Below are 11820 nucleotides of genomic sequence, written 5' to 3'. Positions count from 1 at the left end.
CTTTTAACCAAAATGCTCAAGACAAAAAAATCCAAAGATATTTACGGCCAGTGCTCCGGTTTTTATAAATCATCAATCCGATTAATAACGCAATCGAAAGGGCGTAAATAGAATACGAAAGTGCGTTATCTAGCATTAATATAAGAAAAATTGATAGAACAATAAGGACTGTGGTAACGTTTTCTAGCAAGATCAATTCCCCCTTTCGAATCTTATTTCATTTTTTCACTAAGAATAGTTTTGTTTAATAATTATTATCGGCCCTTCACAAGGGATTATCCCATTAAATGACCCTTTTTAGAAGGACGCACTTATTCGGTTAGCGCGCCCGATTCATGAACAATCAAAATTAAAGATTCATTCTTGATTATTCTCCATTTGTTTTAAATATAAATAAAGGCCATAATCTGTCGGAACAGAAGCATAACCCATCTGTCTTAACATAGCAGTAATATTGCCTCGATGATATGTTCCATGATTCACAACATGGGGAACTTGCTCAAATACACTTGTTTCCATCAAATCACCATTCGGATTTTCAATCACAAGAGATTTATCTATGTTTTCAATTTTACTTAAGAACAACTTGTATCGTTCTGACAGTTTAAGAAACATCGTTTCCATTTCTTCTATTTCTTTTGACACTGTTTCCTCTTTTAGTTGCTTTTGTAGCATCAATGAGTCATTCATATTTTTACCAGAAAAAACTTCTATCCACCCAAGATCAGAAAGATAAACATGGGCTAAAACATGAGATACCGATGGAAACACACTTTGAACTTCTTGACGATAAACATCCTTGGGAAGCTCCCTTAATCGGTTGAAAATTTGTCTATTTGCCCATTCATTATATTCATACATCTGCAATTCAAGCTGTGCCATTTAAAGCTTCTTCCTTTCATGTTTGATATAGTAGCTTATTTATACACTACCCCTTTGGCTTTTGGACTCTGTTTATTCCGTGAAAGCGCCCGATCGTATCGCAGTACAATTTTTAACCGAAAATTGTTATGGCTCACTAATTCCCATTGCAAGCAAAAGGAAATAAGCACCTATTAATACTGCTCCGTTTAATATGATTCCGATTAAAATACACCAAAACTTTTTCGAGGCTATTGCAAAAATAATACCAAGCACCGAAAGCACAGCAAACACGATTACACCTAAAATTAAATTCGCATCTGGTCCTCTTATGATAAAGAAGAAAATCACACTAATTAAAACCGTTAGTATCGATAAAGTCCCTAAAATATCCTTTTTATTCAAGTTTAGCCCCCTTTATAACACTGTTTCACAAAAGGGTTCAATGATCAATATTGGCTAACTCTTATTAAAGATTAGCGCCCGTTTGCAGTATAGTTTTATAAACTTTTTTTCAAGAATTATCTTCGGTTCACCTTCACGATCTGTATATGTTCGGATTGCTTATTCAGACTGCGTCCGTTAGTTTAATATGACTTAATATGCTGAATCTTAATCTTATCCCAATTTGATTTCCAATTTTTCTTTGCTATACGTTCCTCATAGATAGCAACACGTTCCTTATCCTCTTTAAAATAATCGGTTGGCTTTACCTCTAAATTCAAAAGATCATCAACTCCATGTGGGGCAGCTAATGTTAAAGCATTACGTTCATCCAATTTTACGCCTAAGGATGTTGCTGTTTCTGGAAATTTGGATATAGCATCAAATGACGATGAATAAGATGGAATTTTATTTACAAGGTGCATTCTTGCCTCATTCTTTACAGACCAAGGTATATTAGGGTGCATATTATTCAGATTTCGCTCAAGCTTTTTTTCTTCGGTCTCACTTATATTTGTATCATCAAAATAAATTACATCAATATCAGGCATAGGTGTCCTTTCGCTATAACCATGTAATATATCCCAAATTTTTGAACGAACAAAACCAGCACACACCCACCAATCGGGTAAATTCAGTGACTTTGCCGTCGTTAAAATATCCATCATCCAATCATCTTCATTAATTACTATTAAAATGTCCTTTTCATTCTTTAAGTCCATATTAGCTCTCGTATACTCCCTACTTTTATGAATTTCCTTATCAGCAAATGACTCTTTACATCCTAGACGCCAAATCTTATTCCAGATATGCGCCCGTTATTGAAGTTTACTTTTCTGATATTGGGTATTGTTTATTTATGTATAATTAATACCAAGGATTTAACCAAATGAGATACCGTAAGCACTACCAAAAAACTTAATAAATGGAGCTAAAATAACTATCAAACACAATCCTGTAAACATATACTTTATATATTTCTTCCTATTTACCCCTTCTCTCAATTCCCAAAGCCCTAATGTGATAAAAGCAAGACCAACCATAATTGAGATATACGGAAGTATAATAATTAGAATCCCCAATCAATTGTCCCCCTTAGCGGTAATTCTTATTAAAAATTCGGGCCCCTTACATTAATAAGAGCCCTTTTTTGGTTTACTTTTAAATAGAAATAAAAACCACCATATTAACAAATATAAATAGCCTATGATTACTACAATTGACCATACAGAACCTTGTTGTAACTGGTTAACTAGATATTCCAATTCGTCCATTCCTTCCGTTCTTCCAAGACTATTTAGCAGACCAATTACTGGAACTGTTACAGTAAATACAATCGCTACAATGGACAAACCGTCTATTATTTTTTTCACAACACTATATATTGCCGCCACTAATGTTATTAATAAAAATAAGTAATTGAGTATCCAAAACCAATTAGGTAAAGTCTCCCAATACATTTCTTTCCCCCTACTTAAAATTATTTTCTTGTTGCTTGCCCCTTTGCTCATTAATTATTATTTCAAATTTCTGTTATTTACACAAGATTTTATTCCGTGTATAGCCCTATGACGCAATAGCGGCGCTAACTCTTATTAAAGATTAGCTTTTGCTGAAGATTGCCCCCACAATTAATTCAATTTTTTACGTCTAACCAAAATGAATAACATAATAATGCCAATGGCTACAACCACTGTAGCCCGAATATATATCTGGTTTCCATTATGTTCAGCACTTAAATCAACCTCTTCTGTTGGGGGCTTCCCTTCTCCAAGCACTTCCAAATCCTGTGAAGAACTCAACACATCGGTACGATCACACATGGTTGACACAAGTGTTTTTGCCCCATACATAGTTGATTCGTTAGCATAAACCAAATATTCTTTTCCCTGTGTAAATTTATACCCACAGTCTCCACCACCTTGACCAGTGGTAATGATAATTTGTGATTGTTCAACACCCTTCCAGGTGTTCGTGACCTCAAATAGAACGGATTTAGGTGTATATCCTCTTAAACTCCATTTCTCTTTTATATCAACAACTTTCCCGCTAAATACGGCTTTTGAACGTTCAAATTCTTCTTCTACACTTGGTAATTCTGCACATGAACAAGCACTTGTAATCGAGGGAAAAGAGCCTATTATAAAGATAACAATAAAAATGAAAGCGAGTAGCGACATTGCCTTCTTCAATTAAATCACCTCAATCTCCCCGATAATCATAAAATGAAAATATGCGTTGAACCTTTGTTTTAGGAAAGCGTCCTATAGCTGGATAATGATATTTGAAATCACTCCAAAAATCACTGAACATACTAATATGAATATTGTTTGTACGTAAATAAAGTACTTTGCTACATCATACCCTGCTGTATTGTTGTCTATATTTTTTGCAGCCTTTAAATTGATTGGCATAAAGGGTAAAGAAAATAGAAATCCTCCCGATAGTGAAATACATAAATGAACAAGTAATGGGTTAGTGGTTAAACTCTCCATTACCCCACCAATGATAAAAAAAGGAACGCCAGCCCATATGAAAAAAGTTGGAATTAACAAAACAATTGCCATGATTACTAACATAAAGTTCTTTTTAAGTGTCTTGAAATAACTATCATAGTAAATATTCATCGTTAAATCCCCTTGACTTCTAAAAGGTCCAAGGGCGCTACCTTATTCAAGGATTGCGCCCGTTTGACGAAGATCATGGCAGATGGGCATGAGCGCTTTGTCTATTATCAAATAAAAAATAAAGAGAGGCTGCATGATTAACAGCCCCCCTATACGATTGACAAATTATTTTTCTAAAAGCTTTAGAGATTCGCGATTGAATGCAGGAAGATCATCAGGTGTTCTGCTTGTTACAAGGTTTCCATCTACGATTACTTCTTCATCTTTTACAGTTGCTCCTGCATTTTCCAAGTCTTTTCTTACGGAAACAAAACTTGTTAGCTCTCTACCTTTTAGTTGGTCTGTATTAACGAGAAACTGTGGACCATGGCAAATTGAAAATATGGGTTTATTGTCTTGGAAAAATGTTTTCGCAAACTCACTATTCTTCGGATTAATACGTAGTAAGTCAGGAGAAAACCCGCCAGGTACGAGTAATGCATCATAATCGTTTGCATTTACTTCATCTATGCCTCTATCCGCTTGTATTTCGTCTCCATTTTTGCCATTGATGGTTTTTTTTGCTTCATTACTGATAATATCTACCGTATGCCCAGCCTCTTTGTAAGCTTTCACAGGATCAGTTAATTCAATTTCTTCTACCATGTCTGTTACAAGGACTGCAATGTGTCGACTCATATAGTACTTCCTCCCTTTATCATTCTCGAATATATTCTAGCATACTGCTCATAACTTTATTAAGCAGTATGCTCATGAACCGTATTATGCACGAACCAAATAACGATGCTCTAACTGACAGGCACTTGTTCCCTTCTACCTTATCGTGTTACATAAACGTGCCCTACAATGGCATTTGGGCGCTGGTCTTTATTCCCCAACTGCGCCCGTTTATTGAATACCAGTTTAAGTCATATTTCTGAAAAAACCTAACGTATTAAAACTCAATTTTTTTGTCATGTTTGTAGCATTTTGCTAAGTATGACATTTCGCTATTGATAACAAGTTTTTTACAATAGTCATCTCTGTAGACTTTGGCTTTTGACCCTGTAGCCGTGAGGTGTCAAAACTATAGTAAATAAGCTCCCCATTAAATTGATACTCCTTAATCGCAGTACCATTTGGTATAAATTAGGGGAAACGAATAAAATCTGGTTTGTCATTTTTCACATTTTCTATGAATTGATCAATTTTTTCCCTTTCTTTTGAGCTAATACCATTTTGTACCACGATATCGCCATTTTCAATAGCATCTTCCATGCTGTATGATTTAGGAAGTTTATTGGTCAATTTCTTTCCAAAGTTTTTAATCTTATCTTCAAATGTATCATTATTAACTGCTTGAGTAGATGCTGATCCATTCCAATCCATAAAACTAAATACAAACGTACTTATTAAAATCAATACCGCTATCGCTATTCCTTTTTTCAATGTAATACCTCCATTTGAAATATTTCTTAGCGATAGCTTATGTAATTTAAAAATCTTTTATAGATGCTATATTGTTACTCATTATTCCGGAAAGGCGCCCTTTTCTTGAACCATAATGATGTAACTGGGTAAATGAATAATGCAAAAACTAAATTACTCACGTAAGATATATCGAACAAAAACTTATTAGGGCTGTTATGTCAGGGATATTATTTAGTCAACAAAGTGGAGGTTTAGCCCCTCCACTTTCCTTAAATTTTTTTCAAATAAATAATGAAATTCCCACGTCTTTCAAAGATATCATTCGTTCGAGAATGACAACTCCTACATAATAAGATCCGATTCAAAAAGGACGACCTGTTAAACAAGCTCGCCCGATTAAGGAAGATCATTTCAAAGACCTTATCCAAAAGTAAATTGTAATCCTTTAATTCAACCAATGGCTTGGTTTCTCTAAATAGTCGGGAATTTGCGTGTGATGATCTCCTTTTGCTGAATTAATTTGTGACTGCGTCAGAAAGAGAGCTTCTTTCAAGTTAGCACCACTTAGTTCTGCGTCCCTAAGGTCAGCCCCAATAAAATCAGCCTTTCTCAAATCACTATGGCTTAAATCAGCTGCAATCATTAGTATTCCTCTAAAATTTTCGCCTTGTAAATTCAACCCTTTTAGATTTGCCCCTAAGTAATCCAAGAATTTCTTTTCCCTTTTCTTTTTACTCTTATTAATAAGGTCCGCACGATATAATTTGCTTGTCTCTATCAATATAGCGTTCACTTTGTTTCTATGTGCAACAATATCTATTTCTAATATCTCTTTAGATGTTTTTATGGTTAACTCAACCGTTTCTTCGTACATCTTTTGTAGACTAGAGTGAAATGATTGGGTTTCCTTTAAAATCAAAGCCTGTTTCAGATACCAAAGCATTTCATGCAATTGTTGGACAAGAGGAAATACGGCAAACATTTCTTCAGCACGTTCTGGGTCTTTTCGCCAGTCTTCACCCTTATAAATATTTTGTGAAACATGCTGCCCAGCACCAAAACACTCATAAGCTACACAACCACGAAAGCCTTTGTCTCTTAACTCGTCATGTATTGAACACAAATTATTTGAACATAAATGTCGGCAAGGTTCTCCACCGTCTTTGTTAAACGGAAAATCAGCTGATTCTGTATAAGGCAATGCTACACAGCATAACCCAAAGCAATTCTTGCAATCTGATTTTAAGTCATCAAACATTATTAAACACTTCCTGTGTAGTTCACATAGTATTTAAAGTATATATGAAAAAGAAAACTATTAATAGTTGCAATTTTACAACACAGAAACTGCGCATCTTCTTCCGCGAAAGCGCCCGTTTGTTTAAGTATATTTGTTCACAAACTTAAAGGTTTTAAGACCTGCCTCTTTTCTTTCTCTCAGTTATTTTTTAGAGTATAAGTTTAAATGCCTTTACAAATAATACCCCTATAACAAATTAGGGGGTTAATAAAATGGCAGAAGCACCCACAAGTAATAATGCTATGAGCACAAGTAATAATGGAATGAGTACATCTAATAAGATAAACCTTTCAGGTCTTGGTATTGGAGCAATTGTACTAACCACTGTTTATACGGCGGTTTTGGCTTCGCAGTTAATGGCTACCAAGCATAAAGTCAATTACCTTTATTACAAAGAATTAACACAAAATAAATAGCGAATTATAGACGGTGCTTTTTTCACCGTCTTTTATTTAAATAAAACAGAATCTGAACTAACCTGCCCGTTACTTTAAGTACATTTCTTCACAATCACCATTTATCCTAACATAAAAAATCCATTTGCTTTACGAGCGTTGCTAAACAATCTGGCCCAATTCAAACACAGTGCTTCCTTCCTCCACAACTGCGCCCGATTGGTGAATACTCTTCACTTCTTACTAACTATGATTTTATTTGCGACCATTTTGTTTTCAGGGTCATTATTCCATTCACCTTTTACCCAAATTTCCACCTTTTGATCAGCCTTTAATTTTGAGAATTCATTAACGGGTCCCTTGATCTCAGTTTTGTCATCAACAAAAACTTCATAAACTGGATATGAAGCCTCAGGTTCAACGTCATCTGTCACAACGGCAATACTGGATTCTTTCACCTCATGAACGATACCTTGAAAGTCTGATCTATTTCCACATCCCGCTAATAAAGCACTTACAAACAAAACCATTACAAAAAGAAATATTCTTTTCATTGGTTATATCCCCCGATTCAAAACCTTTTGTAATGTTAAACGAATTGGATTCATTATACAATATGGCTCTTATATGCGGTATGGCACTAATCCTTATTAGGGAAAAGCGCCCGATTGGTGAATACTCTTCACTTCTTACTAACTATGATTTTATTTGCGACCATTTTGTTTTCAGGGTCATTATTCCATTCACCTTTTACCCAAATTTCCACCTTTTGATCAGCCTTTAATTTTGAGAATTCATTAACGGGTCCCTTGATCTCAGTTTTGTCATCAACAAAAACTTCATAAACTGGATATGAAGCCTCAGGTTCAACGTCATCTGTCACAACGGCAATACTGGATTCTTTCACCTCATGAACGATACCTTGAAAGTCTGATCTATTTCCACATCCCGCTAATAAAGCACTTACAAACAAAACCATTACAAAAAGAAATATTCTTTTCATTGGTTATATCCCCCGATTCAAAACCTTTTGTAATGTTAAACGAATTGGATTCATTATACAATATGGCTCTTATATGCGGTATGGCACTAATCCTTATTAGGGAAAAGCGCCCAATTCTTGAATAGTCATACCGTGCTAATATCCAACTTTATATGATTTTAGCCATTAAATACATAATTATCAGAACCAACCCTGTGTATATAAAGGTTTTAACATTAACTTCTTCAGTGACTTGAACCTTTATCCTATCAAAAATTAAAAAGATTGCACATACAAACAGGATTACAATTAGGGATATACCAAAATATGACTTAGAAACATCCTGAGGAGTTTCAAAATAAGAAATTAAAAATAAAAAGATTGAAAATCCAACAACTAAACCGGTAATCCTTAATGTTTTCCAAACCTTTTCACTCATTCAATCACCAACTTTTGTGCCATTCTTATTCCATCTTCGAGTCCTATAACTGAACAAGCTAACCATTTACCTTTATAAGAAAAAAGAACAACAGCTGCAACTGCTGCAATAATCGTAATCTACATCATGAACCCCCATTTCTAGTTAGGTTTAAATCCCCAATATATAAAACGAAATCCATATATAAAAGGATTCGCTCTTTTTTCATAAATTGGACTACATGAAAAAGGAGGAAACCTTTGTTCCGGATTTGCGCCCAACCATTTAACAGGCATATCCCTCATTTTACTCTTTTTTGTGGTCAAGTCTTTTGTTACTAATAAAGCCCCAAATTGCTAATCCAAAAAGAAAAACAAATAATATTGTATATATAATGCCGTTTTTTATTTCATGATTGGAAAAGCTACTATAAGCGCTCGTCAGCCATGTCATTGAAGTAATAAATAACGCAAAAAGCAATATTGGTTGAATTTTATTTTTGAGCAATGATATCACCTTCCTTTTCCCATTAAATGGCGCGATACCAAGAAAGGGCGCAATTATTTCGGATGTGCGCCCAATTGTTTATTTATTATCTTCTCTATAATCTATTTCATAAGTTTCTGCTTTCTCTAACAGATCATCAGAATCCCCACGACTAAGGTGTCTATCGGGATGACCTAGCATATACACATATTTTTGTAAGCGTATTTGTCTAATAATTAGTGCTACAAGACCACCGCCCAATGATATAAATAATCCAATTCTGTAATCTAGAAATAAAGATGTAAGCAACAGAATCCCAGATGGAAGTCCAATAATTAACTGGATTTTTTTTAGATTCATTAACAACACCTCAATCTTTACTTTATCAAAATTATTTAACATTAACTATTTCATTTTATGGCTCTTATGTAAAATACGGGCGTCGATCTTTATTACAGATAAGCGCCCTTTTGATGAAAATTACAAACCATTTTAGATGTGCAATTGCAGGCTTTCTTTAAGATGTTGATAATGGACAAAGGTCCAAAACCAAGATAAATAGTAATAAAATATCATTTTCAAAAAATACCATGAAACCTTAAATTAACTATGTCATAATTATACAAAGTGGAATATTTCATAGAAAGGTGTGTTTTATATGGATAAAATCAAATTAAACAAGCGAGAAGTTTTTCAATATATAGCCTACGGAATAGTAATGCTCACACTTGTTTCAAAGCTGATTTTAAGTTTTGTTCGGGTGACCGAAAAAATGCCTGCGTCGATTTATTACGCTTATGAACCAGTTGGCCTTACTATCGGACTAATTTTTTTAGGCATATCATTCTTGTTTCCAAAACAGAAATAAATTTGCAAAATAACATCGTTAGTAAACCAAGATTTTTTAATCTTAATCCTCCCCTTTGCCAACGTTATTTCCAATAATAACACAATTGCAAATGTAGGAAACGCCCACATTACAATCCTTATTTATTCCATTAACTGGCCCGTTTGCCGAATACTCACTCACTTTATTTTTACCATAAAACCAATGTTTGAACAATGTATATCAAAGGAGTAAAGCTTGGATTCTTTTTTAACCTTATTTAAAATGAAAATAGCTTTACCAATTTGATTTGAGGTGATGGCATGGATGAAGAATTACAGCAACTTACACAGGATTTTATCATATTGCCTTTTGTTTTAAAGATATTTGAACAAGATAAAAAACATTTTCAGAGATACAGTTCATTAGAATCATTGAATGTATTTCTAAGTATGCTTGATGCTGCTATTCAAGAAGTAATCAATGATCTATCTGCTACAAAGCAGCAACTCTATACCAAGCACCATATTGTTATTAAACGGACTGGAAACACGGTATATCAATGGTATGACGAAAATCAATCCGGCACGATTCGTTACACCCCGAATAAAATGCAGCAATTAACAAAAGAAACCATGGTTAAGTATATAAGAAAAGTAAAAAACTTTAAAATGACACATGAAGGCTGGCGATTTGATTAACCAACAAAAACGTATGCAGAAGGTATCTAAGAGAGGGTAACATCTTTATATTATTTGCAATTTTTAATAGCAACAATTATACAATTTTCATAGGCGGTTAAGTAAAAGGCTGTTTGCTTGGAAAGGGGGAATAATCACCCCCTACATTTCCAACTCCATTTCTAGCTCTTGCCTTTTAGTTAATTCATTAGTTTGCTGCTTTTCTTTTTCTTGATCTATATCCCATTCCTGCATTTCAAAATCACTTAATTCTTTTTCTGTTAATTCTCTTTCATATGCCAAAATTCCATGGTTCCCTTTATCCTCCATAAAATCAACAAAGCCTTTAGGCTGACAACCCAATGACACAGGACGGTGTAGCATTTCATACCAATAGAGACCATCCTCATAGTTTTTCACTGATTCTTGTGCATGTTCTTTTTCGCGTTCTTTTATTAATTCAGGCTCTATTTCATGAATAAACTCAATGGCAGTTTCACGTACACCTTCCAGTAAATTAGTTTTATCCTTCATCTCTTTATCTTGAGTCCAGTTAGCTAAATAGGGTAGTGAATAATCACTGGTATCAATATCAAAGTAGTTTGCTACCGCATATGCTGTCATTTCTGCTTGATATTCCTTTTCTTCTGCTGGCATAGCTTTATAATCATCATTTTGCGGGTTATGCCGTTTTGCATGGCAGAGCTCATGCAACATCGTCTTTACATTTTGTAATTCTCCATTACGTGGATTCAAGCCTATATGACCATTATTTATATCACCGGCTGCATGATAAAAAGCCCCTTTTGCTGCCCCTAGTTCTTCAAACGGCTTTCCAATCGAAACATCCATTTTTTCACCAATTTGATGCATAGCATCTAACATCACATCATAATGCTTTACATCCCCTTCCATCCATTTATTTGGAAAAATTTCCGGCAGATCACGAGCTTTTGCATTGGTTTGACTTATGTCAAATACATTGCCAGTGGAAAAGTATAATTTACTTTTTCGTTTCTCTAATTCCCCTTTTTCAATCTTATCTTTCTCCTGTTCTGTTGCATACTTCATATTTTTCCATTTACTGTTATGATCCTTGAATTTAGGTGCTGATTTATTTGGTACAAGAATTTTGAGAGCTTTTTCTCCTTTTTGCACTTGAAATCCTTTTTCTTTCCAGAATTTATAGCTACCTACAGCTTGGGCCCCTTCAAATTGGCTTTGAATTAAAGCGGTATTACGCAATGAGTACTGGTGAAATTGTGTCATGAATTGCAGGTATTCCGCTAGATTTTCTTCACTCTGAAAGTATGAATCAATGGAATCATTCATGTCCTCCGTTAACTGCCTTACTTCCTCACGCTTTTGTTCAAATGATTTTCGTTTCATGT

General features: G+C 34.4%; 18 protein-coding genes. 3 read left to right on the top strand and 15 right to left on the bottom strand.

Annotated elements, in window-relative coordinates; translation table 11 throughout:
* Nucleotides 1–357: 357 nt before the first annotated feature.
* From HUX68_RS13310 to HUX68_RS13265, 10 genes are all read right to left on the bottom strand, one after another.
* Nucleotides 358–882: a DinB family protein gene (locus HUX68_RS13310; protein WP_174615292.1), complete on the bottom strand. Its 525-nt coding sequence runs from the start codon at nucleotides 880–882 to the stop codon at nucleotides 358–360.
* 126 nt (nucleotides 883–1008) lie between these two features.
* Nucleotides 1009–1266 (bottom strand): hypothetical protein, encoded by a 258-nt coding sequence (locus tag HUX68_RS13305; RefSeq protein ID WP_246206681.1) that lies wholly within the window; start codon nucleotides 1264–1266, stop codon nucleotides 1009–1011.
* 182 nt (nucleotides 1267–1448) lie between these two features.
* On the bottom strand, nucleotides 1449–2027 hold the full coding sequence (locus HUX68_RS13300) for a nucleotidyltransferase family protein (RefSeq protein ID WP_174615291.1): 579 nt from the start codon (nucleotides 2025–2027) through the stop codon (nucleotides 1449–1451).
* 159 nt (nucleotides 2028–2186) lie between these two features.
* On the bottom strand, nucleotides 2187–2387 hold the full coding sequence (locus HUX68_RS13295; protein WP_174612719.1) for a hypothetical protein: 201 nt from the start codon (nucleotides 2385–2387) through the stop codon (nucleotides 2187–2189).
* A 51-nt stretch (nucleotides 2388–2438) separates the two neighbouring features.
* On the bottom strand, nucleotides 2439–2765 hold the full coding sequence (locus HUX68_RS13290) for a hypothetical protein (RefSeq protein ID WP_174615290.1): 327 nt from the start codon (nucleotides 2763–2765) through the stop codon (nucleotides 2439–2441).
* 171 nt (nucleotides 2766–2936) lie between these two features.
* The gene (locus tag HUX68_RS13285) at nucleotides 2937–3497 is read right to left on the bottom strand and encodes a hypothetical protein (RefSeq protein WP_174615289.1); all 561 of its coding nucleotides are present in this window, start codon (nucleotides 3495–3497) and stop codon (nucleotides 2937–2939) included.
* A gap of 72 nt (nucleotides 3498–3569) precedes the next feature.
* Complete coding sequence (locus tag HUX68_RS13280; RefSeq protein WP_174615288.1) at nucleotides 3570–3932, bottom strand: hypothetical protein; 363 nt, start codon at nucleotides 3930–3932, stop codon at nucleotides 3570–3572.
* A gap of 165 nt (nucleotides 3933–4097) precedes the next feature.
* Entirely contained in the window at nucleotides 4098–4610 is a 513-nt protein-coding gene (locus HUX68_RS13275) for a type 1 glutamine amidotransferase domain-containing protein (protein WP_010530576.1), read from the bottom strand.
* 450 nt (nucleotides 4611–5060) lie between these two features.
* Nucleotides 5061–5360 (bottom strand): hypothetical protein, encoded by a 300-nt coding sequence (locus tag HUX68_RS13270; RefSeq protein WP_174615287.1) that lies wholly within the window; start codon nucleotides 5358–5360, stop codon nucleotides 5061–5063.
* A 427-nt stretch (nucleotides 5361–5787) separates the two neighbouring features.
* Nucleotides 5788–6600, bottom strand: a complete 813-nt coding sequence (locus HUX68_RS13265) for a pentapeptide repeat-containing protein (RefSeq protein WP_174615286.1) — start codon at nucleotides 6598–6600, stop codon at nucleotides 5788–5790.
* 254 nt (nucleotides 6601–6854) lie between these two features.
* Between HUX68_RS13265 and HUX68_RS13260 the strand changes: the two genes are divergently transcribed.
* A complete protein-coding gene (locus HUX68_RS13260; RefSeq protein ID WP_085520978.1) occupies nucleotides 6855–7058 on the top strand; it encodes a hypothetical protein in 204 nt (67 codons plus the stop codon).
* A 212-nt stretch (nucleotides 7059–7270) separates the two neighbouring features.
* On the opposite strand, the gene HUX68_RS13255 is transcribed toward HUX68_RS13260, so the two are convergent.
* From HUX68_RS13255 to HUX68_RS13240, 4 genes are all read right to left on the bottom strand, one after another.
* Complete coding sequence (locus HUX68_RS13255; RefSeq protein WP_174615285.1) at nucleotides 7271–7591, bottom strand: hypothetical protein; 321 nt, start codon at nucleotides 7589–7591, stop codon at nucleotides 7271–7273.
* Nucleotides 7592–7719: 128 nt separating this feature from the next.
* Entirely contained in the window at nucleotides 7720–8040 is a 321-nt protein-coding gene (locus HUX68_RS13250; protein ID WP_174615285.1) for a hypothetical protein, read from the bottom strand.
* Nucleotides 8041–8188: 148 nt separating this feature from the next.
* Nucleotides 8189–8458 (bottom strand): hypothetical protein, encoded by a 270-nt coding sequence (locus HUX68_RS13245; protein WP_174615284.1) that lies wholly within the window; start codon nucleotides 8456–8458, stop codon nucleotides 8189–8191.
* A 564-nt stretch (nucleotides 8459–9022) separates the two neighbouring features.
* Nucleotides 9023–9283, bottom strand: a complete 261-nt coding sequence (locus tag HUX68_RS13240; RefSeq protein ID WP_174615283.1) for a hypothetical protein — start codon at nucleotides 9281–9283, stop codon at nucleotides 9023–9025.
* Between the two features lie 298 nt (nucleotides 9284–9581).
* Here HUX68_RS13240 and HUX68_RS13235 point away from each other — a divergent pair, with 298 nt between their 5' ends.
* Both HUX68_RS13235 and HUX68_RS13230 read left to right on the top strand, forming a co-directional pair.
* Entirely contained in the window at nucleotides 9582–9791 is a 210-nt protein-coding gene (locus tag HUX68_RS13235) for a hypothetical protein (RefSeq protein ID WP_174615282.1), read from the top strand.
* Nucleotides 9792–10072: 281 nt separating this feature from the next.
* Nucleotides 10073–10450: a YhjD family protein gene (locus HUX68_RS13230; RefSeq protein ID WP_174615281.1), complete on the top strand. Its 378-nt coding sequence runs from the start codon at nucleotides 10073–10075 to the stop codon at nucleotides 10448–10450.
* 141 nt (nucleotides 10451–10591) lie between these two features.
* Here HUX68_RS13230 and HUX68_RS13225 read toward each other — a convergent pair whose 3' ends face one another.
* A complete protein-coding gene (locus HUX68_RS13225) occupies nucleotides 10592–11818 on the bottom strand; it encodes an ArdC-like ssDNA-binding domain-containing protein (protein WP_174615280.1) in 1227 nt (408 codons plus the stop codon).
* Nucleotides 11819–11820: the final 2 nt, after the last annotated feature.

Origin of the sequence: Virgibacillus ihumii (assembly GCF_902726655.1) — a bacterium.
Classification (GTDB): domain Bacteria; phylum Bacillota; class Bacilli; order Bacillales; family Amphibacillaceae; genus Lentibacillus; species Lentibacillus ihumii.
Note: the sequence above shows the minus strand (reverse complement) of the source record. Positions and strands in the feature narration are given on the sequence as shown.

What these genes read in the sequence shown, in the direction of transcription:
- HUX68_RS13240 (WP_174615283.1), bottom strand. Translation starts at nt 9,283, where the DNA reads ATGAATCTAAAAAAAATCCAGTTAATTATTGGACTTCCATCTGGGATT.
- HUX68_RS13290 (WP_174615290.1), bottom strand. Translation starts at nt 2,765, where the DNA reads ATGTATTGGGAGACTTTACCTAATTGGTTTTGGATACTCAATTACTTA.
- HUX68_RS13255 (WP_174615285.1), bottom strand. Translation starts at nt 7,591, where the DNA reads ATGAAAAGAATATTTCTTTTTGTAATGGTTTTGTTTGTAAGTGCTTTA.
- HUX68_RS13275 (WP_010530576.1), bottom strand. Translation starts at nt 4,610, where the DNA reads ATGAGTCGACACATTGCAGTCCTTGTAACAGACATGGTAGAAGAAATT.
- HUX68_RS13300 (WP_174615291.1), bottom strand. Translation starts at nt 2,027, where the DNA reads ATGGACTTAAAGAATGAAAAGGACATTTTAATAGTAATTAATGAAGAT.
- HUX68_RS13265 (WP_174615286.1), bottom strand. Translation starts at nt 6,600, where the DNA reads ATGTTTGATGACTTAAAATCAGATTGCAAGAATTGCTTTGGGTTATGC.
- HUX68_RS13245 (WP_174615284.1), bottom strand. Translation starts at nt 8,458, where the DNA reads ATGAGTGAAAAGGTTTGGAAAACATTAAGGATTACCGGTTTAGTTGTT.
- HUX68_RS13225 (WP_174615280.1), bottom strand. Translation starts at nt 11,818, where the DNA reads ATGAAACGAAAATCATTTGAACAAAAGCGTGAGGAAGTAAGGCAGTTA.
- HUX68_RS13230 (WP_174615281.1), top strand. Translation starts at nt 10,073, where the DNA reads ATGGATGAAGAATTACAGCAACTTACACAGGATTTTATCATATTGCCT.
- HUX68_RS13250 (WP_174615285.1), bottom strand. Translation starts at nt 8,040, where the DNA reads ATGAAAAGAATATTTCTTTTTGTAATGGTTTTGTTTGTAAGTGCTTTA.
- HUX68_RS13280 (WP_174615288.1), bottom strand. Translation starts at nt 3,932, where the DNA reads ATGAATATTTACTATGATAGTTATTTCAAGACACTTAAAAAGAACTTT.
- HUX68_RS13310 (WP_174615292.1), bottom strand. Translation starts at nt 882, where the DNA reads ATGGCACAGCTTGAATTGCAGATGTATGAATATAATGAATGGGCAAAT.
- HUX68_RS13260 (WP_085520978.1), top strand. Translation starts at nt 6,855, where the DNA reads ATGGCAGAAGCACCCACAAGTAATAATGCTATGAGCACAAGTAATAAT.
- HUX68_RS13235 (WP_174615282.1), top strand. Translation starts at nt 9,582, where the DNA reads ATGGATAAAATCAAATTAAACAAGCGAGAAGTTTTTCAATATATAGCC.